This is a genomic window from Corynebacterium faecale, from assembly GCF_030408735.1.
Classification (GTDB): Bacteria; Actinomycetota; Actinomycetes; order Mycobacteriales; family Mycobacteriaceae; genus Corynebacterium; species Corynebacterium faecale.
In genome coordinates this window covers 317,628-341,998 of record NZ_CP047204.1, presented here as the reverse complement: position 1 = coordinate 341,998, position 24,371 = coordinate 317,628, and the positions used below count along the sequence as shown (strand labels likewise).

Below are 24,371 nucleotides of genomic sequence, written 5' to 3'. Positions count from 1 at the left end.
GTTGTTATGAAGCCGTTGAATCATGGGTACGTGTGGTTTATAGCTTAGTTGTCTTTGCCACGGAAAGCCGCACGCGCACGTTCCTTGGTCACGGCAGCCACAGCGGTCAGTGGGATGCCTGCTGGGCAGACATCGGCACATTCACCGTACAGGGAGCAGTGACCGAAGTTGGTTTCCATGTCATCGATCATCTTGGTGGCACGCAGGCCACGCTCTTCCTTGCCCAGGGGCAGGAGGGAGAGGTGAACCAGTTTGGCACCGGTGAACAGGTGCGCTGCACCGTTCGGGCAGGCTGCCACACAAGCGCCACAACCAATGCAGGCTGCGTGGTCAAGTGCCAGTTCAGCAATCTGGTGGTTGACGTGCAGGGTGTCAGCATCCGGTGCGGTACCGGCGTTGAGGGAGACATAGCCGCCGTGCTCGGAGATACGCTCCAGAGCGGAGCGATCCACGACCATGTCCTTGATGACCGGGTATGCGGCGTTGCGCATTGGCTCGATCTTCAGGGTGTCACCGTCGGTGTAGCTCACCAGGCGCTGGGAACAAGCGGGCTTGTTCTGGTCAGCGCCGTGTGGACGACCGTTGACCAGGAGGCCACAGGTACCACAGATGCCTTCACGGCAGTCAGAGGCGAACGCGAATGGTTCCTTGTTCTCCTCGATGAGCTTGTTGTTTACGTGGTCAAGCAGCTCCAGAATGGACATCTGCTCGACGGCGTCGTCGACAACGAGTGTCTCGAACTTTCCTTCTGCCGTCGGGCCTGCCTGACGCCAGATCTCAAGTGTCAGTTTCATTACTTGTAGTTCCTTGTCTGCAGAGGGATGGACTCGAAGAACAGAGGCTCTGCGTGACGGACGAAGGTTCCGTTCTCGCCTGGCTCCCATGCGGAAACAAAGCACCAGTTCTCGTCGTCGCGTTCTGCTTCGCCATCCTCGGAGAGGTGGTCGTCGCGGAAGTGTGCACCACAGGACTCGTCGCGGTCAAGTGCGTCAACGCACATGAGCTCACCGAGGTCGATGTAGTCAGCAACGCGTGCTGCGTACTCGAGAACCTGGTTCATCTCATCCGGGGAACCGGTGATGCGCATGTTCGCCCAGAAGTCCTCGCGGAGTGCACGGATCTTGTCGATACCGTCCTGCAGGTCCTTGACGTTACGGGACACACCACAGGAGAAGTACAGGATCTCACCGAGCTGGCGGTGGTAGTAATCCGGTCCGTGTGGGTTGTCGCCGCGGATGTTCATCAGCTTGTCGATGCGTGCCTGGGCGCGCTCGAGAGCTGCCTGCGCTTCAGGAGCATCCTCTGCGAGGCGCTCCTGTCCGAGCAGTGGTCCCAGGTAGTTAGGGACGGTGAACGGCAGGGTGAACCAGCCATCAACGGATGCGGACAGCAGGGAGTTTGCACCCAGGCGGTTCGCACCGTGGTAGGTCCAAGATGCCTCGCCGGCTGCGAACAGACCTGGCAGAGAGGTCATCTCATTGAAGTCGGTCCACAGGCCACCCATGGTGAAGTGGCAGGTCGGGGCGATACGCATCGGGGTGGAGTATGGGTCCTCACCGATGGCCTCTTCGTACATGACGAAGAGGTTTGAGTAACGCTCGCGGATGGTGTCCTGGCCGAGACGCTCGGTGGCGTCACGAAAGTCCAGGTAGGCAGCATTCTTCAGCGGTCCAACACCGAGACCGGCGTTGATCTGCTGGGAGATGGCTCGCGATGCAACGTCACGGGGGACGAGGTTACCGAAGGCCGGGTAGCGGCGCTCCAGGAAGTAATCGCGCTCATCCTCAGGGATGGTCAGCGGATCGCGGTCATCGCCTTCCTTCTTCGGGGACCAGATGCGGCCGTCATTACGCAGCGACTCGGACATCAGAATGGTCTTCGACTGCCAGGTGGAGTTCACCGGCAGGCCAGTTGGGTGGAACTGGATGAAGGATGGGGATGCGAGGTAGGCGCCGGCTTCGTAGGCACGCATGATGGCCGAGGCGTTGGAGTTCTTCGCCAGGGTGGACATGTGGTACACGTTGCCGTAACCGCCGGTAGCCAGGATCACGGCGTGACCGGTGTGAGCGGAGAGCTCGCCGGTGATCAGGTTGCGCATGATCAGGCCTTCGCAGCGCTTCTCACCGTTACGTTCGGTGACGATGACGTCAACCATTTCGTTGTGGGTGAACATCTCCACGGCACCGAGGTGGATCTGGCGCTGCAGGGAAGAAGCGGTGGACAGCTGAAGCTGCTGACCGGTCTGTCCGCGGGTGTAGTAGGTACGGGAGACCTGCACACCACCGAAGGAACGGGTTGCCAGGGCACCGCCGTATTCACGGGCGAATGGTGCACCGATGGCGTTCATGTGGTCGATCACACGACCGGACTCGATGGCCAGACGCCAGCAGTCGGACTCGCGGCAACGGTAGTCGCCGCCCTTGACGGTGTCCTTGACGTGGCGGTAAGCGGAGTCGTTGTCCACCTTCTTGCCACGGGCGGAGTTAACGCCACCCTGTGCGGCAATGGAGTGCGCGCGACGTGGTGCGTCGTGGTAGGTGAAAGCCTTCACGTCATAACCAAGCTCGCCGAGGGCTGCTGCTGCAGCGCCACCGGACAGGCCGGTACCAACGACGAGAACGCGGAACTTGCGACGGTTCAGCGGGGAGACCAGGTTCATGTGGTCTTTTTGGTAATCCCACATGTCCTTGGTGGGAACACCGGCTGGCTCGGCGGCGTCGAGGACGGTGCCGGGCTTGACCTCAGGAAGAATGGACACCGGATGGTTGAACTCCGGGCGCTGGGTCGTTTCAGTGTGAGTGGTCATTAAAGAATTCCTACCTTCTACCTAGCTAATCCAGCCGATTGCGATGGCAAACGGGATGGAGATATTGCCAATCAGAACCAGCGCAGGGACGATGTAAGAAACTGCCAGCATGATGGCCCTCCAGCGACGACCGGTGATACCGAGGTCGCTGACGGCGAGCCAGATGCCGTGGGACAGGTGCAGGAACAGAACCAGGTTGGCAATGATGTACCAGATGGCCACCGGCCAGCGGCTGAAGCTGGCGATCAGGTTGGCGTATACAGCTCCGTGCTCGAATGCGTCCGGCGCTGCTGGCGCAACACCGACGGTCAGGTCGAGGATGTGGAAGATGATGAACGCAAGCAGCACGATGCCGGTGACCAGCATGGTGCGGGTTGCGAAGGTGTTGTAACCACCCATCATTCCGGTGCGACGGAACTTGCCGCGCGACTTGTTGGAGCGGGCGGTCAGGGCGAATGCACAGTAGATGTGCAGCACCAGGGCCACCAGCAGAATAATTCGCAGGATCCAGAGGATGGACTCGTACGGGAAGAGCGGTTCACCGATCTCACGCAGGAACGAGCCATAAACATCAATCTGGCGTTCACCCGGATGTGTGGAGTCGGCTCCATAATCCGGCATGAAGAATTTCAGGTTTCCGATCATGTGGACCAGAACGAAGCCGCCGAAGATCAGGCCAGTGATGGCCATGGTCAGCTTCATTGCCCATGTCGGGTATGCGGGACGCTCACGCAGCGCCTCCGTCGTGATTTTTCCGTGACGGATCGCCTCACGGTCGGGATTTCTAACAGTCATGGCACCTCCAGTGTCAGAGGACACTGTACTTCGGCCTGAGGTTTATTAACTAGTTATCCGGCGACCCTTCCCGGTTGGCTGACCACGGTTTACATGGACCCAGTGGCGTGTTTTAGGGTAGCCTCACCTGGTTGCCATTTAAACCAGGCTGAGTTGCGGGCAGTCTACCTGCGGAAACGTGGGGGTTATCCTACATTCCCGCTGGCAAGTGACCTTACTCACAAACTTGTTTTTCCGGTGGATATCAACCCCGTTTGGTATCAACCAAAAAGTTTACTTGGGCCTCAACCCAAGCATTGGGGGAACTTTTTGCAGGTGGGATGACCAGCGCAAGAACACTGGGCACTCACTGCTGGCCGGGAGAGTTGTCCAAAACACCGCAAGGCAGCCGCGCACACAACCACGCCTCCCCTACCCCGATCAGCCCCGTCCCTGCATCGCCCCCACCCCGCCTTAGACCACGGGAAATACACAAGTTTGCAATACCTCAGTGCCAAGAATGGTTAAGGTGACCCCGATCACGCTATAGTCGTGCCATGGGTAAGACATATGTGGGTTCCAGGCTGCGACAACTGCGGCGGGAACGAGACTTGAGTCAAGCGTCGCTTGCAGCCACGCTCGGACTTTCTGCTAGTTATGTGAATCAGATTGAACATGACGTGAGACCCCTGACGGTTCCGGTGCTGCTGCGTATCACCGAAGCCTTCGGTGTGGATGCCACCTTCTTCTCCCGCGACGATGACTCCCGGCTCCTCGCAGAGGTGCAGGATGTGATGCTGGACCGGGAGATCAACCCGTCGAGCGTGGAACTGCAAGAACTGTCCGAGATGGTGTACAACCATCCGCAGTTGGCGCGCGCCATGGTGGAAATGCACCGCCGGTACCGCAATGTCCGCGACAAGCTCTCCATCGCCGTGGACAATCGCCACAACTCCCCTGAGGAACGCCGCCCCATCGCGGAGGCTGTCAGCATGCCGCATGAAGAGGTCCGCGATTTCATCTACGCCCGCCAGAACTACTTCGACGCCCTGGATCGCCGCGCCGAAGCGATCGCCGCGCAGTTGGGTTGGCAGCCCTATGACGCACGCGCCATGGAAGATGCCATCACCCGGCGCCTGCAGCTGGACCACGATGTCACCATCAACACCTCCACCGAGGAATCCGGCATCCTCCACCACTTCAACACCGAGACCCGCCTGCTTACCGTGCATGCGCGACTCACCCCAGGGCAGAAGGCTTTCCGACTGGCCACCGAGCTGGGTTACCTCGAGGCCAATGATCTCATCGAGGGCATCGTGGATGATGGCCACTGGTCCACCCCTGAGGCCCGCACCCTGGCCATCCGTGGCGTGGCCTCCTACTTCGCCGCTGCCGTGATGCTGCCCTATAAGATCTTCCACTCCGAGGCCGAGAAGTCCGGCTATGACATCGAGTACTTAGGCCAGGTCTTCGGTGTGGGCTATGAAACCACCGCGCACCGCCTTTCCACCCTCCAACGCCCCAACCTGCGTGGCATCCCCTTTACCTTCGTGCGCGTGGACCGGGCCGGCAACATGTCCAAGCGCCAATCCGCCACCGGTTTCCACTTCACCCACTACGGCGGCACCTGCCCCCTGTGGAATGTGTTTGAGACCTTTACCAACCCCGAAAAAGTACTCCGCCAGTTCGCCCAGATGCCCGATGGCAGGAACTATCTGTGGATCTCACGCACTGTGCGCCACCACCAGGCACGCTTCGGCGACACCGGCAAACTCTTCGCCATCGGCCTGGGGTGCGAGGCCCGCCACGCCGACCGCACCATCTATTCCCGCGGTTTCAACCTGCAGGACCTCTCCACCGCCACCCCGATCGGTTCCGGTTGCCGAGTATGCACCCGCGACAACTGCGCCCAGCGCGCCTTCCCCTCTGTGCACGAGCGCATCAACATCGACGCCCACGAATCCACGGTGGCGCCGTACTGACAGAGAGCTTGTCGACGAAAAGCTCAAAGCAATCGCGCCCCTCCCCCACTGCTGTGGAGGAGGGGCATGTCGTTGGATCATTGTTACTCAGTGATCAGCAATGTCCGCGTACTGCCCGCCGGTGGCTTGAAGGACATCATCGGGGGCCATGATCAAGGACCAGCCACGTCGTCCGGCACTGATATAGATCCGCTCTTGCAAAATGGCGGATTCATCCAGGAACACCCGGTGAGCATGTTTCTGTCCGATCGGTGAGATCCCACCGGGTACATAGCCTGTAACCACTTGTGCACGGGAGCGGTCCATCATCTCTGCGCGTTTTCCATGACCGGCTTTGGCCAACTTCTTCAGGTTGAGGGTGGTGTCAGCCGGTACGATGGCCACCACATGTTCCCCATCGATCTCAGCCATGAGTGTTTTATAAACGGTGGCCGGATCCACGCCCATGGCTTCTGAAGAATCCAGGGCAAAACCCTTAGCGGATGTTGGATCAACATCATGGATATCCAGCTCATAGGGGATATTCGCCGCGGTGAGTTTTTTGAGGGCCGGGGTTGCGGTCCTGTTGTCGACCTTCTTCGCCGATGGTGCCATAGTGGAAAATTCTACCCACATGACAACGCCCACCCTCAAGCAGTGGAACTGCTTGAGGGTGGGCGTTGAAATTGGCTCTGGTTGAAAGAGTCTTAGAAGTTGATCATGTGGCCGGTGATGCCGTGAGCAGCTTCCTTGACGGCCTCGGACAGAGTTGGGTGGATGTGCACGCTGCGTCCGATCTCCTCGGTGGTCAGGTCCCAGTTCTGGGCCAGGACCAGCTCGTTGAGCAGCTCGGAGGCGTTGGCACCGACGAGGTGTCCACCCAGCAGCTCACCGAACTCAGCGTCGGCGACGATCTTGGCGAAACCATCAGTTTCCGCCAGGCCAACAGCCTTGCCGTTCGCGGAGAATGGGAAGGACGCGACCTTGATCTCGCGATCTGGCCACTTCTCCTTGGCCTGCTCTTCGGTGTAACCGAAGGAGGCGACCTGTGGATTACAGAAGGTTGCGCGAGGCATCATCATGTAATCGCCCAGGGTCTGGGTCTCTGCACCAGCGATGGTCTCGGCGGCGACGATGCCCTGAGCCTCGGCGACGTGGGCCAGCTGCAGCTTGGCGGTAACGTCACCGATGGCGTAGATGCCATCAACGTTGGTGCGCATGTGGTCATCGATATCAATGGCACCGCGCTCAGTGAGCTTGACACCGGTGTTCTCCAGGCCGAAACCCTCAACGCGTGGGCGGAAGCCAACGGAGACCAGGACACGGTCGACGGTGAGGGTCTCCGTCTTATCGGAACCCTTCTTCTGGTAATCAACCTCGACGGAATCGCCGTTGTCACGCACCGCGGTGGTGGCGTGGCCTGGAAGGAGCTTCACGCCCATCTTCTTGTAGGCCTTAGCGATGACCTTGGATACCTCAGAGTCCTCGTTCGGCAGAACGCGGTCCATGAACTCGATGACGGTCACGTCAACGCCATAGTTGCCCAACACGTAGGCGAACTCCATACCGATGGCGCCCGCGCCGACGATAACCATCTTCTCTGGGGCAACAGGGTTGAGGATCTGCTCCTCGTAGGAGACCACGTTTTCAGAGAATTCAACACCACGGAGGGAGTTGACCACAGAACCGGTGGCAATGATGCAGTCATCGAAAGTGATGGTCTTACCGGCATCCTTGCCGTCGGTCACCTCGATGGTCTTGGCGTCCTTGAAGTTACCAAGACCGTGGATCTCGGTGATCTTGTTCTTCTTCATCAGGTAATGAACGCCACCGACGATCTTGTCGGACACGCCACGGGAACGCTTGTGGGCGTCTTCGTAGTTGAAGGAGACCTCACCGTTGATGCCGAAGGTCTTCTTCTCGTGTGTGAAGATGTGGGCGATCTCAGCGTTCTTGATCAGCGCCTTGGATGGGATGCAGCCCACGTTGAGGCAAACACCGCCCCAATACTGCTTCTCAATAACCGCAACCTTCTTGCCAAGCTGCGCTGCACGGATGGCGGAGACATAGCCACCGGGGCCAGCTCCGAGTACTACTACGTCATAATGTTCAGTCACGGTTTCAACAATACGTGTTCCGAGTTGCATTGTCGTGCATCCGGGGGCTTTAGATTTCCCGACTTCACTTCACGAAATGGCTATAAACTCGAAAACACCCACGCGAGCGCCGCCAAAGCGTGCAACAACGTAGGTGTTAACGGACGATTGGATCAGTGCAGTGGCTTAGAACAAACCGATAGTAAGAGAAAGGTTGCTGGACGCGGAGGAACCGGCGTGCAATCCATAACCCAAGAGGTTATTGATAAAGAAAATGATCTGCTCATGAATCGGCATATGTTGTCCTTCGCTAGATAGATGGGCCCTCATAGAGACCCTGGATGACAGGGCCATGTAGATGTCACTCTTAAAGAAGTAACGCTCCAGTCGACCAAAATGTTAACAGTCCCTGCGGAGTAAGTGGTCCTCACTAATACCCGATGCATGGCTCATCTCACCTAAACTACATTTTCCCTGTCAAAAGAGAAGGCCCCACAAATATTTTCGCCCAGCTTCCTTTGAGCGGCGATCTAAACTGGACTTCGCCTTACACTTGACGATCTCTCACCCGCACCAGCATGGGATACCACTCACTTACGGCCCGGAATACACAGTGATCTACAAGGTCTGGCCTTGCGAACGTATAGATCGGTGTGAATTACAGCTCGGGACACAACGCAGCCCTCTTACATAATCGGCCAGATCACGTTTCTGGAATGAAACTGTTAACGTTTAGTCATAGAATACCGATTTGAAGAAAAGATGACGTTCCTGCTCCCGGGAGGGATAGTGAATTCGAAAGAACCCGTACAGGTTCCCGAGAACTCCCAATCGTTGATAAATTCATATTTGTTGCCGATCAATGGCCATCCCAGTTACACGAATCATCCACTGGAGTTTGGGAAAGCTCCTGACCACACTTTCACAAGGGAATGACATATGAAGGTTTTTCGTCGCATAGCAGCGCCCATCGCCGCGCTGGGCATTGCACTGTCCGCAATCACCACGCCGGCTGCTGCCGGCACCGCTGACCTGACCCCTGAACAGGTTGCTGGTGACACCCAGCTGTCCACCATCACCGAGGGCGCAAAGTATCCAGAAGAGCCTGCCCCTCGTTGGCGCGCATATGTCAACGCCTCCGGTGATCGCGTCAAGGAAATGTGGGCTTATTCCCCATCCATGGACCGCGATGTTCCCATGGTGGTCATCACCGCTGAGGAGTCCGCTGGCCCACGTCCAGTCATCTACCTGCTCAACGGTGGCGACGGTGGCGAAGGCAACGCAAACTGGGTCATGCAGACCGACGTTATCGATTTCTACCTGGACAAAAACGTCAACGTTGTCATCCCAATGGAAGGCAAGTTCTCCTACTACACCGACTGGGTAGAAGAGAATGCCGCTCTGGGCGGCAAGCAGATGTGGGAGACCTTCCTGGTGAAGGAACTCCCAGGCCCGCTTGAAGCTGAGCTGAACGGCGACGGCCAGCGTGCCATTGCTGGCATGTCCATGTCTGCCACCACCTCGCTGCTGTTCCCACAGCACTTCCCCGGCTTCTACGACGCAGCTGCATCATTCTCCGGATGTGCAGCCACCTCCCAGATCCTGCCATGGGAATACCTCAAGCTGACCCTGGACCGCGGCAACGCCACCCCAGAGCAGATGTGGGGCCCACGCGGTGGACAGGTCAATGTTTACAACGATGCCCTGATCAACTCCGACAAACTGCGTGGCACCGACCTCTACATCTCCAACGCCTCCGGTCTGTCCGGTGAGTGGGAGTCTGCAGGAAGCCCCCGTTTCGAGGGTCTTGAGCAGCCTGTCCTGTCCCTGGCGATGACCGAGACCATCGTTACCGGTGGCATCATCGAAGCCGCCACCAACAAGTGCACCCACGATCTTAAGGCCAAGCTGGATCGTTCTGGCATCCCAGCCGACTGGAACCTCCGCCCAACCGGCACCCACTCCTGGGGCTGGTGGCAGAATGACCTCCGCGGCTCCTGGGAGACCTTTGAGCGGTCCTTTGGTCTTGTGGACGAGAGCGCTTAAGAGCTTCTCTTCTGAATACGGCACCCCCACTGTTCGACAGGTGGGGTGCCGTTTTTTCATATCTTCCGCAGCCCACCCCACCAATGTGTGTCAAGCACACCGGTTAGGGTTGGTCGCATGAACGATTACAGCTTTCTTGAACCCATTGATTCCCCCGAAGCCCTGGAATGGGCGGAGAAGTGGTCGGGGGGAACCGTCGATAAGCTCCCCACGGCGCCGCGCACCGCACTACAGCAACGCCTCCTAGAGGCGTTGGACACCGATGACCGGATCCCGTATGTCAGCCGTCGTGGGCAGGCACTGTACAACTTCTGGCGTGATGCCACCCACCCGCGTGGGTTGTGGCGCACCACCACGCTGGAGTCCTACCTCTCCGGGGAACCTGCCTGGGAGGTGCTCATTGATGTGGATGCCCTCGCGGAGGCCGAGGATGAGAACTGGGTGTGGAAGGGTGCACAGGTGCGCGCACCGGAATATGACCTGGCGTTGGTGAAGCTATCACGGGGTGGCGCGGATGCCACCGTGATCCGGGAGTTCGACCTGGAAACCGCCACGTTCGTGGACGCCGACCCCTTCACCGTGCCCGAGGCGAAAACCGATGTTGCCTGGCTGGACCGCGATACCCTGCTGATCGGCACCGACACCGGCGAGGGGTCCTTGACCACCTCCGGCTACCCGGCGCGCGTGCTGACGTGGCGGCGCGGGGAGGATCTTGCTGGTGCCCCGTTGTTCTTTGCTGGTGAGGCGGAGGATGTTGCGGTTGGTGCGTGGGTGGACCCGACGCCGGGGTGGGAACGCACCTTTGTCAGCCGCGCGGTGGATTTCTATAATTCCCGTGAGTTCGTTGAGATCAACGGCGAGTTGGTGGCTATTGAGGTGCCGGATGATTGTGATGTGGTGATCCGCAAGCAGTGGATCTTCATCAATCCCCGCACTGAGTTCGCAGGCATCCCGGCTGGTGGTCTGGGTGTGATGGACTTTGATGCCTTCCTGGCTGGGGAGCGTGCTTTCCAGCCGGTGTTCACCCCGACCCCGTCCACCTCACTGCAGGGACTGGCTACCACCAAGAACCATCTGCTGTTGACCTTGCTGGATAATGTGGCCTCCTCCATCATGGTGGTGGATATCAATGACCCGACCGGTCAACAACGCTCACTGCCACTGCCGGAGCACACCACGGCCCACATCGTGGCCACCTCCGCGTTGGAGGGCGATGAGATCTGGGTGCAGGCTGCCAGCTTCACCCAGCCAGGAACACTACTGCGCGGTGATCTCAGTCAGTCTCTGGAACTCACCGAGGTCCGCCATTCACCGCTGCAGTGGGATAATGCCGACCTGGAAACCCGCCAGCACTGGGCCACCTCCCAGGACGGCACGAAGATCCCGTATTTCATCTCCGGCTCCTTTACCGGTGGGCCGCTGCCCACGCTCGTGCATGCCTATGGCGGTTTCGAAGTGTCGCTTACCCCAGGCCACTCCCCCACACGTGGCATCGCCTGGATGGAGAAGGGCTATCTATTCGTGGAGGCCAACCTGCGTGGCGGTGGTGAGTTTGGGCCGCAGTGGCATTCGCAGGCAACGAAGCTGAACCGCATGCGGGTGTTTGAGGATCACCGCGCCGTCCTGGAGGACCTGATTGTCCGCGGATATACCACCCCGGAACAGCTCGCCATCCGCGGTGGATCCAATGGTGGTCTGCTCACCAGTGGTGCACTCACCCAGTACCCGGAGGCCTTTGGTGCTGCGGTGGTGCAGGTGCCACTGACCGATATGTTGCGCTATCACACCTGGTCAGCGGGTGCTTCGTGGATGGCGGAGTATGGAAATCCCGATGATCCGGAGGAGCGGGCTGTCATCGAAAGTTACTCGCCGCTGCATAATGTGGTTGGTGCGGATGAGCGCCCCTACCCACCTGCATTGGTGACCACTTCCACCCGTGATGACCGCGTGCACCCCGCGCACGCACGCCTGTTTGCGCAGGCACTCAAGGATGCCGGCCAGCCGGTGGACTATTACGAGAACACCGAAGGCGGGCATGCGGGAGCAGCAGATAATAAGCAGGTGGCCCAGATGGAATCACTGATCTACACCTGGATCGAGACTGCCCTGGGTTTGGTTTCCACTGATGAGGGGTAATATCTCCTAGCGATGACTATGCGACGGATGCGATCCACCCCAGTTCCCGGTACCCGTGATTCCTACACCGGTATTGATTTCAACCTCGGTTTCCACATCCGGAATTACGAACTTGATCTCACCTACCGGGTGTCGCCGAATCTGCTGATGGGTACCGCGACCCTGCACATGGATAATTACCATCCGCTCAAGACCCTCACCCTGGACTTGAGTAATAACCTCCGCGTGGAGAAGGTCACCGCCCAGGGCACGGCCGGTAATCAGGTGCAGGTGGCGCGGTTTAGGCATAGCAATAAGAAGCTGCACATCAGTTTCCGCGAGGAAATCCCGGTGGACCAGGAGTTCTCTCTGACCATCCGCTACCGTGGCACCCCACGTCCCACCCGCACGCCCTGGGGTGCGATCGGGTGGGAGGAGCTGGACAACGGGGCACTCGTGGCCTCGCAACCGTGTGGCGCGCCGAGCTGGCTGCCCAGCGATGACACCCCCGATGAGAAGGCCCGTTTCGATATCAAGGTCACCGCCGACAACGGTTATATGGTGATCTCCAACGGTGATCTGGTCGGGCGCATTACCCGTGGCAGTGCCACCACCTGGCACTACCGCACCCGCGAACCCATGGCCACCTACCTTGCCACCATCCAGGTGGGAAGTTATGAGGAGGTGTCACTGGGTGCCTCTCAGTCCGGGGTGCCGGTGCTGGCGTATATCCCCACCGGTGATATCGACCTGCGCCACCGCATCCTGCAGGATTTTGCCGCCCAGGCGCAGATGGTGGATGTGTATGAGGAGCTGTTCGGCCCTTATCCCTTTGCTGATTACCGCGTGGTGATCACTGAAGATGATCTGGAGATCCCCATCGAGGCCCAGGGCCTGTCCACCTTCGGAGCCAACTTCGCCACCGGGGACGGCGAATGGGAACGCCTGATCACCCATGAGCTCTCCCACCAGTGGTTCGGCAATTCCCTTGGTCTGGCCCAGTGGAATGACATCTGGCTCAATGAGGGTTTCGCCTGCTACGCCGAGTGGCTGTGGTTTGAGAAGTCCATCGGGATTTCCGCCGCGGAGAGCGCCCGTAGGCATTACGCGAAGATCGCCGAATTGGGCCAGGACATTGTGCTCGCCGACCCCGGCCCGAAGGACATGTTCGACGACCGCGTGTATAAGCGGGGTGCGCTCACCGTCCACGCCTTCCGGGTGTTGCTGGGTGATGCCCACTTCTTCCCAGCCCTTCGTGCCTACGTCGCCGAGGGCAAACACGGGCTGGTGGAACCACGTGATCTGTGGCGACACCTCGCCGCGGCGTGCGCGTCGGCGGGGGTCACCGAATCCGAGCTTGTCGACGTCTGGAACGCCTGGCTGAAAAACCCTGAGCTGCCGGCGTTTCCTGACCGCCCATGAAATACCTGACCCTGGCCACCATCATCGCCGGTATCTCCGGCTTCGTGGTCATCATCATCGCCGCCTGGGCACTCGGCTCCTCCGGCACACTCACCGAGGAGTTCACCGCCTACTGGGGACTGTTCTTCGCCGGCACCGGCGTGCTGACAGGACTGACGCAGGAGACGACGCGCGCGGTGTCGGCGGCACGAGGTGGGGGGAAGGTGGCGTCGAGAAGCTCGGTGCGTCCGATCCTGTTCTCACTGGGCGCTGCTGCGGTGACCGCGGTGGTGCTGGGTGCGACAGCGCCGTTCTGGATCGGGCGGTTGCTGAGCGAGCACCAGGGTATTGGTGTGGGCATGCTGGCCGTGGGCCTGGGCAGTTACGCGGTACAGGCGACGGTGTCCGGGATCCTGTCCGGATGCCAGTTGTGGAAACAGTACGCGGCGCTGATCTCCCTGGACACCGGCATGCGTATGATCCTGGCAGTGATTGCCTGGCTGCTGGGATACCAGCTGCTGGCGTTCCTGTTCATCACCGTGGTGGGGGCGGTGTCATGGATGGTGATTGTGGCGTTGTCAAAGGAAGCGCGGGCGGCGCTGGGCTCGGTGACCGATGTGTCTGCTCGCGTGTTTATGCGTCAGGCGCTGACCGCGATGGCGGCATCTGGTTCGACGGCCGTGCTGATCACCGGCTTTCCGACGCTCGTGAAACTCACCAACCCCGACACCACCGGCCAGGCCGTGACGGCTGCGGCCGTGATCTATGCGGTCACGCTGACACGCGCTCCTTTGCTTGTGCCGCTGCAGCAATTCCAATCCGCGATCATCGTGCGATTTGTGCAGGGTGGGCGTTCGCCGTGGAATGCGCTTGCCGGGCCACTGGCGATTGTGTGGGGCGTCGGGCTGGTTGGATCCGGGCTGGCCTGGCTGATCGGGCCCTGGCTTTTCGAGGTGATCCTGCGTCAGGAGATCTTCGCCGTGCCAGGTAGTCTGCTGGCTGCGCTAACACTGGGGGCTACTGCTACGGCCACGTTGATGGTCACGGGTTGCGCCACCATTGCCTACGACCGGCATGGCCTATACCTGGCCGGCTGGGTCGTGGCCACAGTGGTTGCCGTGGCGATCTTGATGGGGCCGTGGGAGCTGGCGACGGGGGCTGCGCTGGCTCTGATTATCGGCCCATTGGTGGGCCTGGTTGTGCACCTGGTGGCGCTGTTTGGGCGTGGGGCGCCGGTTATTTCAGGAACCCAGGCCGGATAGCAGAACCCGCCGTCTGCTACGAGGTAGGAGACGGCGGGTGACTTGTGGGGATTATCTAGACGCGCCGGTAGTTAGCTGGTGGCGTGTCCTGGTTCAGCTGGTGCCTGGTCTCTGGTCGCCGGGGCTCGCCCGCTGGTGGCAGAGCGCCTGAGCGACCAAGCGATGATGGCAGTCAGCAGGACAACGGCAGAGGCCGCGGCAGCCGTGATCACCAATATTTGTGAGTCATAGGTGCCGGTGGTGCGTCCCACCGCGATCCAGGCCAGGCCCCAGGAAGTGGCGAGGGCTGGGGCGATGCGGCCGCCGTCGATAATCGCTGCGACCACGCCGATGAGACCAGCGAGGACAATACCGGCAACGCCCACGGGGATGGTGGTGAAGGCATCGAGCCCCGCTGAAGAAAGGTACGCAAAGAGGTTGGCGAAGGTGGCCACCAACACCCAACCGAAGTAGAGGCCAAACGTGCCCTCAGTGAGGATTAAATCAGGCCAGCCACCCGTGCGGGGTTCACCCAGGATGTACATGATGCGGATAAGCACTACGAGCAGCACCGTGATCACCAAGACCGATGCCCAGACTTGATCGAACTGCACCGTCCAGATCCACACGGAATTCAAGACGACAGAAGCAATCGCCCAGGGGCGTAGGTGTTTCTGCCTGGGCGAGCGCCGGGCTGCAGGGAATAGCTGCCAAATGGCATACCCGGCTAGGCCTGCGTAGATTACGCTCCAGATGCTGAAAGCCGTGCTGGCGGGGGCCAGTGGTGTGGCATCTGCGGACAATGCCCCGCCGGCAGCCTCTGCGATGGGGGTGCCACCAATGGCTCCGCTGCCTAGGAAGGCAGTAAAGATGGCAAAACCGGTAACGATGATCGTCAGGATGGGCATTCCCCATCCGACATCGCTGGTGTCGGCTGGGCGGGTGTGGCTAGTTTGGCCATTCTGTGTGGTTGTGGGCGGCGTGCCGACCTGGCGGTTTTGGTCCGCGGTCTGGTGAGTCATGCCAGCCACGGTGGAACCTGACTGGGGTTTGGTTTCGCTCGGTTGCATGTTCTTATGGACCTCCTTGGCCCCACAATATGGACGGGGTCAGATAAGGACAATAAAAAGCATGTGGTTGAGGAGAATCTTCACAACAATGTGATCAAAGGCAGAATTTATTTAGTAGCTTACGGGGACTCTTTCACGACTCGGTTTATAACAGTTTCGATTTTGCGCTTAAAGAACTTCAATCCCGATTCAAGACTCAAAAAGTATTATCATAAGTTGTTTATGACCCATCTTCAGGAAGATGGCTTATCAAGCGAGGGAACAAGTTCCCGCCATGTTTCGAAAGAAGCTTCAGCAAAACTCGGTTCAACATTGCGTGCAAACTCTAGCAGTCCCTCTACGTGGTTTACGAAGGAAAAAATCGAGCGAAACTTACGATGTTGCACATGTGCAACAAGACCAAATTTTTCCACACCTCGCAGATGAGTATTTACCCGCCGTTTAAACTCAGGAGTAAGACGAACACTGTTTTCGTCGATCAGCAAACCGAGGACGATTTTCCGTGCCCCTGGAGGTATTATTCGGGTCTTGTCTTGCCGGAGGCGAAAACCAGCAAAAGAAAGTTCACGCTCGACATCTCGCTTCAATGAGACCAGCTGGAAACGGTCTACTTTAGAGCTCGTAGAGAACACTAAATCATCCGAGTAACGGGTGTATGTAAAACGATGCCTACGAACGATGCTCTGTAGAGTCTGATCAACCTTAATCATCGCAGCATTCGCCAACGCCCCACTAGTAGGAGCCCCTTGAGGTAACTGGCCTTTGACGGGATATCGATAACTAAAGATGCTATTATATTTCGCTAGGTCCTCGTCAAATCGAGGAGATTTGGAAGTTACCCTAGTACAGAGGCGCGCCAATTCAAGGCTGATAAGTTTTTCATAACCAAGAGAGCGAAAGATTTTATATACGGATATCTCATCCACACTGTCGAAAAAATCTTTTATGTCTAATTTTAGAAGCCAACGCGCTCCGACGTGCCGACGGGCACAATGGACTATCGACCTTCCTGGCGTATAAGCGAACGAAGCATCATTATAATTTAGATTTGATAATACATTCGCTAAAATCCATTTTTGAGCCACCATGAGCAACGGATGTGGCCGAGATAATTCTCGTCTACCACCCCGTTTTTTGGGAATGGACAAATCTTCATACGGGTCCCATGATCTGTCGACCACACCACGAAGCACTGAATAATCTACACGAACAAGACTCGCTAAATGCCCGAGAGTTAAAATCGGGGTAAGGCCACGATCCCTCTGGAATGTAAACCCGTCCCATGCGGCATCAAGCACCTCATCAGGAATACCGTTCGGCCGACTACCGTAGAAGAGGTTAGGAGAAAATTCGTTCATTTACTCTGGTCCTGACTGGGTGGGGTGGGCAATGCGGCGTAGACCGAAGGTCGAAGTCCAGCATTGCCCACCGCGCAGCCAGAGAGCGTGGGCTCAACCCGAGAGACAGGCTAAGGCCTGCCCCCACATTCACCTATTTTTCAAAAGGTGGGTGTCACCGCGACACGATGACTCTCACTAAAATCACCAATCTTCTCCTAGCCTCAAGGAGTGAGGGTAGTACACCTTATCGACAGTGCGCAAGAAATATTTTTTCCGATATTTAGTTTTTTGCATATAATGCAGTTCGTCTACGCCCTTTTGCGTTAACTGCCAACCACGGTCTATGAATTGCCCCTTCTCCAGAACTTTTAGTCTTCTTTCGATCTCATTCATATCTACTCCAAGCTTGCCGGATAATTCAGCAATATCAAGAGGAGGACCGGCTGATTGCTTATTTAGAAAAAGGATAAATAAAATGTCAATTAGCTTCAGCACCTCAACATAATAGGAGGATCGCTTCGCCGCCGACAGGCTCGGACCCGGCTCAAATTCAGGATGATTATTTATCAATATCGCTTCATCTGATCCGGTTGCTGGGATTCCAGAAAATTCTCGACTGATGTTCTGATGGGTAAAAAGGGGGTGCCAGTTTGGAGTCGGTCCATAAGACTGCCTAAGCACTATCGGCAAATTATTCGGGATTGAAAAACCAGAACAAAAGAGCGCCCCGGATCTTTGGAAGCCAAAAGAAAATTTGTTTCTTGCCTCTTTATTGAATGCGTGCTTAGTGAGAAATTCTCTCAAATCTTCCATCTCCCGAGATGACCAATGCAAGGTCGCGAGAGTCGGAACTCCTTGGATAAATTCGTGCTCGTCAAAGTGGTCTGAGTTGATTTCTATCCACTTTTGAGCAAGAGGGGTGGAAGCATAACAAATTAATGCAATTTTTAATTTGCCCGCTTTGCGTCGCTCTTTCACGCGTTTATTAGCGAGGAAGGTTCTTGCATACTGAAGGATTTGAGTTCCGGTTCCCGCAAAGTCAGCGATTAAAAGTACCGTGCGAGCTTCCTCAATCACTTCATCCTCCCCCGCAGCCGCTTTGAGGAACTCGTTCTCCATTTCGGCAGATAATTTTCCTAGAAGATTAGCGGTAATCGCTTCACTGCCAGGTGCCGTAGCAAACATGTCATCACCCGAGTGCAATGCTGGCTGGTTGGGATAAAAAGTCTCGAAAGCACAATGCTGAAAATAACCTACATTAGCAGGAGGAAACCGATGTTTTTCTTTAAGGAACCTTAGTTGGTCCTCCAATGAAAACGGATTAACATCCTTAATATTTAATGAGTTTTTAAATAAATCCTTATTTCTATCTTTCCATTCTTTATAAGACTTATTCCCCTTCCCTTTTAGCGCCTCAATTTCCTCTGCGTGTTTCGGGTTGGGAACAGGAGGGATTTCTTTTAGGGAAATCACATTGGTAGGAAAAATTTTTGCGTTGATTCTACCCGATTCAAGCATCTCAAAAAGCGCCTTAGAAATATTGTTTCTAATAACATCTGTGGGTTGGAATTGTATTTCACTCAGTAGTTTCTGAGCTATATGCCAATCCGAATAAAATCTTCCCTCTGCAGGCTGTTTAGAAAAATTTTGGAGCCATTCTTGCGCCATTTCACTTTTCGCAATATCCAACTTTCCCCCATCTTGGACGAGCCACCCGTTAAATACTTAGCTCTATTTTTACATAAGACCTATTCCCCGGCTCGAATACCCATGAATCACTCTGCGGCTTTGAGATGTATGATCCGTTTCAAGGTTGAATAGAATTTGAGATGCCTTAATTCGAATCCACGAGACTAGAAAGCGAAATAATCACAGCAAGTCTCAAACGCTAAGTCACAGTCTGATGCATCTGGACTAAGATCTTACTGCGTTTATATAAGTCCAGCTTCTCTCGGTAAAAGGTGGTTCCGTAGCGTCTTCATGTGCTGGGCTCGGTTAACTCTTATTCCTCCACCAAGCCTCGTCATATTTGCAAATGTTCCCCCGCGCTCCCCGGCGCAGTCAGCGCAACCGATTAAGGTAGTCACCATGACTTCTTTGCTTGTGACCGGTGGTGCCGGGTTTATCGGTGCAAACTTTGTACGCCAGACAGTTCAGCAGCATCCTGAATATGACAAGATCACGGTGTTGGACAAGCTGACCTACGCCGGCAACGCCGAGAACCTCGCAGGGCTGCCCGAAGATCGGGTCAAGCTCGTCGTGGGTGATATCTGTGATGAGGGGCTCGTCGATAAGCTTGTGGCCGACCACGACATCACGGTGCACTTCGCCGCCGAGTCGCACAATGACAACTCGCTCAATGATCCCTCCCCGTTCGTGCAGACCAACGTGGTGGGCACCTTTGTCATCCTGGAGGCGATCCGCAAACACGGCAAGCGCCTGCATCATGTCTCCACCGATGAGGTCTTCGGTGATCTGGAATTAGATGATCCCAACCGTTTCACAGAGACCACCGCTTATAAGCCCTCCTCGCCGTATTCAGCCACCAAGGCAGGCTCCGATCACCTGGTGCACGCCTGGATCCGCTCCTTTGGCATCAAGGCGACCATCTCCAACTGCTCGAATAACTATGGCGCGTACCAGCACATCGAGAAGTTCATTCCACGCCAGATCACCAATATCCTCTCCGGGCTCACCCCGAAGCTCTACGGCACAGGCGAGCAGGTCCGCGACTGGATCCACGTGGATGACCACAATGACGCCGTCCACCTGATCCTGAAAGAAGGCGTGCTCGGGGAGACCTATATCATCGGCGCCGACAATGACCACGTGAACAATAAACAGGTCATCGAAATGATCTGCGAGCTCATGGGACTTGGCGCCGATGCCTACGAGCACGTGGCGGATCGCCCGGGCCATGACCTGCGTTATGCCATGGATTCCACCAAGCTGCGCACCGAGCTTGGTTGGGCTCCGAAGTACACCGACACCGATACCGGCATGCGCGCAGGACTTGAGCAGACCATCGCGTGGTACACGCACAACCAGGACTGGTGGAAACCCGCCAAGGACCAGGTTGAAGCCACCTACGCCAAGCAGGGCCAGTAAACCATGACCTCATTCAACAAAGACCTCACCTTCCGCGAGACCGACATTGATGGCCTGTTCATCTTTGATTTCCCGGTTCACGGCGATAACCGCGGCTGGTTCAAGGAAAACTGGCAACGCAACAAGATGACCAGCATGGGCCTGCCGGATTTTGGCCCCGTGCAAAACAACATGAGCTTCAACGCCACCGCCGGAACCACCCGCGGTCTGCACGCCGAGCCCTGGGATAAATTCGTCTCCGTGGGCACCGGCGCCGTGTTCGGCGCGTGGTGCGATCTCCGCGAAGGCTCCCCCACCTTTGGGGCGGTGGTCACCACCACGATCACCCCTGATGTCGGCGTGTACGTCCCGCGCGGGGTGGCCAATGGTTTCCAGGCGCTGGAAAACAACACGCTCTATACCTACCTGGTCAATGATCACTGGTCCCCCAACGCCACCTACTCCAATGTCAACCTCGACATGATCGACTGGCCCCTGCCGATCACCGAGATCTCCGATAAGGACAAAAAACACCCTGCGCTTGCCGACGCTTCCCCGCTGCCCTCCCGCAAGGTTCTGGTCACAGGTGCCGCCGGTCAATTGGGCACCGCGCTGCGCGCGGCGTTCCCCGGCGCTGAATTTGTCACCCGCGCCGAGCTGGATATCACCGCTGATCTGAACACCGCTCGGCCCTGGAAGCAGTATTCCGCCATCATCAACGCCGCTGCCTACACGGCCGTTGACACGGCTGAAACCGATCGAGCCACCGCGTGGGCCGTTAACGCCACCGCGGTAGGAAACCTCGCCACGATAGCCCGGGAGAACAATCTCACCCTGGTGCATGTGTCCTCTGATTATGTCTTCGATGGCACTGCCCAGTCCTATGATGAGCAGGCTGCCTTCTCCCCGCTGGGTGTGTACGGCCAGTCCAAGGCCGCCGGTGATATCGCCGCTGCCACCGCCGGCAGGCATTATGTGGTGCGCACCAGTTGGGTGATCGGTGATGGCAATAATTTTGTGAAAACCATGACATCACTTGATCAACGTGGCATTTCCCCGTCGGTGGTGGATGATCAGATCGGGCGTTTAAGCTTCACCCGGGATATCGCCGCAGGTATCAAACACCTGCTGGAATCCGGTGCTGACTATGGCACCTATAACCTCAGCAACTCCGGTGAACCTGCATCCTGGGCGGATATCGCCCGGGAGGTATTCCGGGATGCCTCCCAGGTGACCGGTGTGTCCACGGCAGACTACTTCGCTGACAAGCCTGAGGCAGCACCGCGGCCGTTGAACTCGGTGCTGGATCTGTCCAAGCTGGCGGCCACTGGTTTTGAGGCACCGGATTGGCGCACACGTCTAAGCGATTACCTTGAGGAGCTGTAAATGAAGGGCATCATTCTAGCCGGTGGGTCCGGTACCCGGTTGTACCCGATCACCAAGGGCATCTCCAAGCAGTTGATGCCGATCTATGACAAGCCGATGGTCTACTATCCCCTGACCACCCTGATCCAGGCCGGTATCCGCGAAATCCTGATCATCACCACTCCGGAGGATCGTGACTCCTTTGAACGCCTCCTGGGTGATGGTTCCGCGTGGGGCATTAAACTAACCTATGCGGTACAGCCCTCCCCGGATGGGTTGGCGCAGGCGTTTATCATCGGTGAGGACTTCATCGGTGATGATGATGTGGCATTGGTGCTTGGCGATAACATCTTCGACGGCGCCCAACTCGGCCGCGCCCTGAAAGCCTGTGCCGATCCCGACGGTGGCACGGTGTTCGCCTATGAGGTCTCCGACCCGGAGCGTTATGGTGTGGTCGAATTTGATGCGGATAACCGCGCGGTCTCCATCGAGGAAAAACCGGTGGTGCCGAAGTCCAACTTCGCGGTGGTGGGTCTGTACTTCTATGACAACCGCGTGGTGGAGATCGCCAAGTCGATCAAGCCTTCTGAGCGTGGCGAATTGGAGATCACCTCCGTGAACGAGGCTTACTTGCAGGCCGGTGCCCTGACCGTGCAGCGTCTGGATCGTGGCGATGTCTGGTTGGATACCGGCACGATTGATTCCATGTCGGAGGCGTCCTCCTATGTAGAGGTGCTGCAGAAGCGTACCGGCAATATCATCGGCTCCCCTGAGGTTGCTGCCTACCGGGCCGGGTTCATCACTGCTGCTGAGCTGGTGGAACTGGGCGAGAGCTTGAAGAAGTCCGGCTACGGCCACTACCTGCTGCGCGCCGCGGGTGAACGCTAGGCCATGAGCGAGGAAGCCCTTGGGCTTATCCCGCTGTTGTTCTCCGTGGTGATGCTCGCACCGCTGTGTATCGGTATCACCCGGGCGGCTGCAGCGGGGCGGCTCCTGCACAACGGTGGCGTGGGCATCAGGACCAGGAAAACCACGCGTTCGCAGGCTGCCTGGCAGGCGGGGCACGCAGCAGCCTTGCCCATCATTAATCATCTGTGGTGGATGGCAGGGGCCACGGTGACTATCGCTGTGCTGGTGCAGTGGCAGGCTGGGGGTTCCTGGGGGATTGTGGCTGGACTGGCAGGCATGGGCGCAGAAGTGGCTATATTGATGCATGCCACCAAAGCAGCGGGACATGCCGCTGAGCGGTCTTAATTTCCATCTCTGCATTCTGGGGTTGATCAGCAGACACCGAACTCCTCTGAAGAACCAGTGAAGCTGCTCACACAACCACCACCCAATATACCCCCTGGGGTATAGTGGTGGGTATATTTCGTGACCCCTTCACATCCCCTGCGCAGGGTTCTTTCCCACGCTGCTCAACCAATGAGGAAGTCAGTATCACCATGACCACCACTGTTATCGTCGGCGGCGTTGCCGGCGGCATGTCCACAGCAGCTCGTCTCCGTCGTCGCGATGAGAGCATGGACATCATCGTTCTTGAAGCTTCTGGCTATGTTTCCTTTGCCAACTGCGGACTGCCATATCACGTTTCCGGTGTCATCCCGGAGCGGGATTCGCTTCTGCTGCAGACCCCGGAATCACTGGCTGCGCGTTTTAATCTTGATGTGCGTGTGAACACCCGCGCCACCAACATTGATCGCGAGAACAAGACCGTCACCACCGCTGCCGGAGACATTATTTCCTATGACCATCTGGTGCTCTCCCCCGGCGCGACACCAATCATCCCACCGATCCCAGGCATTGAACGCGCCCTGAATCTGCGGACTGTTGAGGATGTGGATGCGGTCATCGCAGCCCTGACTGATGAGGTGAAATCCGTTGCCATCATCGGTGGTGGTTTCATCGGCCTGGAGATGGCCGAGAATCTGCGTCACCGGGATCTCCAGGTCACGGTGATTGAGCGGGCACCGCAGATCATGACCCCGCTGGATGAGGAGATGGCGGCAATCGTCGAAAAGCACCTCGTTGCCAACGGCGTGCAGGTCATCACCAACGGCGATACCACCAGCATCAGCCACAGCGACCTGACGCTGGCTGATGGCCGCACTGTCCCGGCTGACCTGGTGATCGCCTCCATAGGGGTGCGTCCAGCCAGCGAATTGGCTGCGGCTGCTGGTCTGGCGATCGGTGAGCGGGGCGGTATCAGGGTTGATGAGCAGCAGCGCACCTCCGACCCGGCGATCTTCGCCCTGGGTGATGCCGCAGAGAAGGCCGACGCCGTCTCCGGCGAGGAGACTTTAGTGCCGCTCGCCCAGACTGCGAACCGTCACGGCCGCCTGGTGGCCGACATCATCACTGGCCGGGATGTCTCCCGAACCACCACCCTGGGTACCGCGATCGTTGGCCTTTTCGGTCTGGCCGCGGCATCAGTGGGGTGGAATGAGCGCCGTGCGCGTGCCGCCGGCAGGAATCTCCGCGTCATACACACCCACCCGGCGGACCACGCCGGTTACTACCCTGGTGCGGAGATGTTGCATCTTAAACTCGTGGTAGATGCAGACAGTGACGCTATCTTGGGCGCGCAGGCCGTAGGTGGGGCTGGTGTGGATAAGCGTATCGATATCATCGCCACCGCCATGCGCGGCGGCCTCACCGCCACGGACCTCGCTGATCTGGAACTGGCCTATGCCCCACAGTTCGGTTCCGCCAAGGACCCGGTCAACTTCCTCGGGTATATCAATGACAACATGGTGGGCGGTGAGCGCACCGCCCAGTGGTATGAGCTCGGCGATGCCGCAGCCCAGGGCTGGACGCTTGTCGACGTCCGCACCCCCTCCGAATTCACGGCCGGCACCATCCCCGGTTCCGTCAACATCCCGTTGGATGATCTGCGCAAGCGCATTGATGAGCTCAAGGACACCAAAGCCCTGGTCTTTTGCCGAGTGGGCCAGCGTGGACATGTCGCCACCAGTCTGCTGGGCCACCTCGGTGTCCACGCAGCGAACCTCGACGGCGGTTTCATGACCTGGGAGCTGTCACCAGCCAATAAATAAAAGAATCTGGTCT

General features: G+C 57.7%; 18 protein-coding genes. 10 read left to right on the top strand and 8 right to left on the bottom strand.

Annotated elements, in window-relative coordinates:
- Positions 1-44: 44 nt before the first annotated feature.
- Genes CFAEC_RS01535 through CFAEC_RS01525 form a run of 3 tightly spaced genes read right to left on the bottom strand, consistent with a single transcriptional unit; the run spans position 45 to position 3,601 of the window.
- Positions 45-794 (bottom strand): succinate dehydrogenase/fumarate reductase iron-sulfur subunit, encoded by a 750-nt coding sequence (locus tag CFAEC_RS01535; RefSeq protein ID WP_290278178.1) that lies wholly within the window; start codon positions 792-794, stop codon positions 45-47.
- Positions 794-2,806, bottom strand: a complete 2,013-nt coding sequence (locus CFAEC_RS01530; protein WP_290278177.1) for a fumarate reductase/succinate dehydrogenase flavoprotein subunit — start codon at positions 2,804-2,806, stop codon at positions 794-796. The genes CFAEC_RS01535 and CFAEC_RS01530 overlap by 1 nt, the downstream gene beginning before the upstream one ends.
- 21 nt (positions 2,807-2,827) lie before the next feature.
- The gene (locus tag CFAEC_RS01525; protein ID WP_290278175.1) at positions 2,828-3,601 is read right to left on the bottom strand and encodes a succinate dehydrogenase cytochrome b subunit; all 774 of its coding nucleotides are present in this window, start codon (positions 3,599-3,601) and stop codon (positions 2,828-2,830) included.
- Positions 3,602-4,137: 536 nt separating this feature from the next.
- Between CFAEC_RS01525 and ramB the strand changes: the two genes are divergently transcribed.
- Positions 4,138-5,562, top strand: a complete 1,425-nt coding sequence (gene ramB, locus CFAEC_RS01520) for an acetate metabolism transcriptional regulator RamB (RefSeq protein WP_290278173.1) — start codon at positions 4,138-4,140, stop codon at positions 5,560-5,562.
- A gap of 87 nt (positions 5,563-5,649) precedes the next feature.
- Here ramB and ybaK read toward each other — a convergent pair whose 3' ends face one another.
- Both ybaK and lpdA read right to left on the bottom strand, forming a co-directional pair.
- On the bottom strand, positions 5,650-6,156 hold the full coding sequence (ybaK, locus tag CFAEC_RS01515; protein WP_290278172.1) for a Cys-tRNA(Pro) deacylase: 507 nt from the start codon (positions 6,154-6,156) through the stop codon (positions 5,650-5,652).
- A gap of 92 nt (positions 6,157-6,248) precedes the next feature.
- Positions 6,249-7,658: a dihydrolipoyl dehydrogenase gene (gene lpdA / locus CFAEC_RS01510; protein WP_290278170.1), complete on the bottom strand. Its 1,410-nt coding sequence runs from the start codon at positions 7,656-7,658 to the stop codon at positions 6,249-6,251.
- Positions 7,659-8,576: 918 nt separating this feature from the next.
- On the opposite strand from lpdA, the gene mytC reads away from it, so the two are divergent.
- The 4 genes from mytC to CFAEC_RS01490 all read left to right on the top strand — a co-directional run bounded on the left by mytC (position 8,577) and on the right by CFAEC_RS01490 (position 14,461).
- Positions 8,577-9,683, top strand: coding sequence for a trehalose O-mycolyltransferase MytC (mytC, locus tag CFAEC_RS01505; RefSeq protein ID WP_290278168.1), 1,107 nt, complete (start codon positions 8,577-8,579; stop codon positions 9,681-9,683).
- 117 nt (positions 9,684-9,800) lie between these two features.
- Complete coding sequence (locus tag CFAEC_RS01500) at positions 9,801-11,819, top strand: prolyl oligopeptidase family serine peptidase (RefSeq protein ID WP_290278166.1); 2,019 nt, start codon at positions 9,801-9,803, stop codon at positions 11,817-11,819.
- A 12-nt stretch (positions 11,820-11,831) separates the two neighbouring features.
- Complete coding sequence (locus CFAEC_RS01495; RefSeq protein WP_290278164.1) at positions 11,832-13,220, top strand: M1 family metallopeptidase; 1,389 nt, start codon at positions 11,832-11,834, stop codon at positions 13,218-13,220.
- A complete protein-coding gene (locus CFAEC_RS01490) occupies positions 13,217-14,461 on the top strand; it encodes a hypothetical protein (RefSeq protein WP_290278161.1) in 1,245 nt (414 codons plus the stop codon). Before CFAEC_RS01495 ends, CFAEC_RS01490 begins: the two co-directional genes overlap by 4 nt.
- A 71-nt stretch (positions 14,462-14,532) precedes the next feature.
- Here CFAEC_RS01490 and CFAEC_RS01485 read toward each other — a convergent pair whose 3' ends face one another.
- From CFAEC_RS01485 to CFAEC_RS01475, 3 genes are all read right to left on the bottom strand, one after another.
- Entirely contained in the window at positions 14,533-15,510 is a 978-nt protein-coding gene (locus CFAEC_RS01485) for a TspO-related membrane protein (RefSeq protein WP_290278158.1), read from the bottom strand.
- A gap of 233 nt (positions 15,511-15,743) precedes the next feature.
- Positions 15,744-16,868, bottom strand: a complete 1,125-nt coding sequence (locus CFAEC_RS01480) for a reverse transcriptase family protein (RefSeq protein ID WP_290278156.1) — start codon at positions 16,866-16,868, stop codon at positions 15,744-15,746.
- 183 nt (positions 16,869-17,051) lie between these two features.
- Positions 17,052-18,539 carry a phosphoribosyltransferase-like protein gene (locus CFAEC_RS01475; RefSeq protein WP_290278154.1) on the bottom strand — a complete coding sequence of 496 codons (1,488 nt, stop codon included), beginning with the start codon at positions 18,537-18,539 and terminating at the stop codon, positions 17,052-17,054.
- 399 nt (positions 18,540-18,938) lie between these two features.
- Here CFAEC_RS01475 and rfbB point away from each other — a divergent pair, with 399 nt between their 5' ends.
- The 5 genes from rfbB to CFAEC_RS01450 all read left to right on the top strand — a co-directional run bounded on the left by rfbB (position 18,939) and on the right by CFAEC_RS01450 (position 24,358).
- Positions 18,939-19,958, top strand: a complete 1,020-nt coding sequence (rfbB, locus tag CFAEC_RS01470) for a dTDP-glucose 4,6-dehydratase (protein WP_290278152.1) — start codon at positions 18,939-18,941, stop codon at positions 19,956-19,958.
- 3 nt (positions 19,959-19,961) lie between these two features.
- Positions 19,962-21,323, top strand: a complete 1,362-nt coding sequence (locus CFAEC_RS01465; protein WP_290278150.1) for a sugar nucleotide-binding protein — start codon at positions 19,962-19,964, stop codon at positions 21,321-21,323.
- Positions 21,324-22,190 (top strand): glucose-1-phosphate thymidylyltransferase RfbA, encoded by an 867-nt coding sequence (gene rfbA / locus CFAEC_RS01460; protein ID WP_290278148.1) that lies wholly within the window; start codon positions 21,324-21,326, stop codon positions 22,188-22,190. It abuts the gene before it with no gap.
- Positions 22,191-22,193: 3 nt separating this feature from the next.
- A complete protein-coding gene (locus CFAEC_RS01455; protein ID WP_290278145.1) occupies positions 22,194-22,556 on the top strand; it encodes an SdpI family protein in 363 nt (120 codons plus the stop codon).
- A 191-nt stretch (positions 22,557-22,747) separates the two neighbouring features.
- The gene (locus tag CFAEC_RS01450; RefSeq protein ID WP_290278142.1) at positions 22,748-24,358 is read left to right on the top strand and encodes an FAD-dependent oxidoreductase; all 1,611 of its coding nucleotides are present in this window, start codon (positions 22,748-22,750) and stop codon (positions 24,356-24,358) included.
- Positions 24,359-24,371: the final 13 nt, after the last annotated feature.

Excerpts from the sequence above, each read along its gene's own strand:
- mytC (WP_290278168.1), top strand. The coding sequence starts at position 8,577 with ATGAAGGTTTTTCGTCGCATAGCAGCGCCCATCGCCGCGCTGGGCATT.
- CFAEC_RS01450 (WP_290278142.1), top strand. The coding sequence starts at position 22,748 with ATGACCACCACTGTTATCGTCGGCGGCGTTGCCGGCGGCATGTCCACA.
- CFAEC_RS01530 (WP_290278177.1), bottom strand. The coding sequence starts at position 2,806 with ATGACCACTCACACTGAAACGACCCAGCGCCCGGAGTTCAACCATCCG.
- CFAEC_RS01535 (WP_290278178.1), bottom strand. The coding sequence starts at position 794 with ATGAAACTGACACTTGAGATCTGGCGTCAGGCAGGCCCGACGGCAGAA.
- ybaK (WP_290278172.1), bottom strand. The coding sequence starts at position 6,156 with ATGGCACCATCGGCGAAGAAGGTCGACAACAGGACCGCAACCCCGGCC.
- rfbB (WP_290278152.1), top strand. The coding sequence starts at position 18,939 with ATGACTTCTTTGCTTGTGACCGGTGGTGCCGGGTTTATCGGTGCAAAC.
- CFAEC_RS01525 (WP_290278175.1), bottom strand. The coding sequence starts at position 3,601 with ATGACTGTTAGAAATCCCGACCGTGAGGCGATCCGTCACGGAAAAATC.
- CFAEC_RS01495 (WP_290278164.1), top strand. The coding sequence starts at position 11,832 with ATGACTATGCGACGGATGCGATCCACCCCAGTTCCCGGTACCCGTGAT.
- CFAEC_RS01480 (WP_290278156.1), bottom strand. The coding sequence starts at position 16,868 with ATGAACGAATTTTCTCCTAACCTCTTCTACGGTAGTCGGCCGAACGGT.
- rfbA (WP_290278148.1), top strand. The coding sequence starts at position 21,324 with ATGAAGGGCATCATTCTAGCCGGTGGGTCCGGTACCCGGTTGTACCCG.
- CFAEC_RS01465 (WP_290278150.1), top strand. The coding sequence starts at position 19,962 with ATGACCTCATTCAACAAAGACCTCACCTTCCGCGAGACCGACATTGAT.
- CFAEC_RS01455 (WP_290278145.1), top strand. The coding sequence starts at position 22,194 with ATGAGCGAGGAAGCCCTTGGGCTTATCCCGCTGTTGTTCTCCGTGGTG.
- CFAEC_RS01485 (WP_290278158.1), bottom strand. The coding sequence starts at position 15,510 with ATGCAACCGAGCGAAACCAAACCCCAGTCAGGTTCCACCGTGGCTGGC.
- ramB (WP_290278173.1), top strand. The coding sequence starts at position 4,138 with ATGGGTAAGACATATGTGGGTTCCAGGCTGCGACAACTGCGGCGGGAA.
- CFAEC_RS01500 (WP_290278166.1), top strand. The coding sequence starts at position 9,801 with ATGAACGATTACAGCTTTCTTGAACCCATTGATTCCCCCGAAGCCCTG.
- CFAEC_RS01490 (WP_290278161.1), top strand. The coding sequence starts at position 13,217 with ATGAAATACCTGACCCTGGCCACCATCATCGCCGGTATCTCCGGCTTC.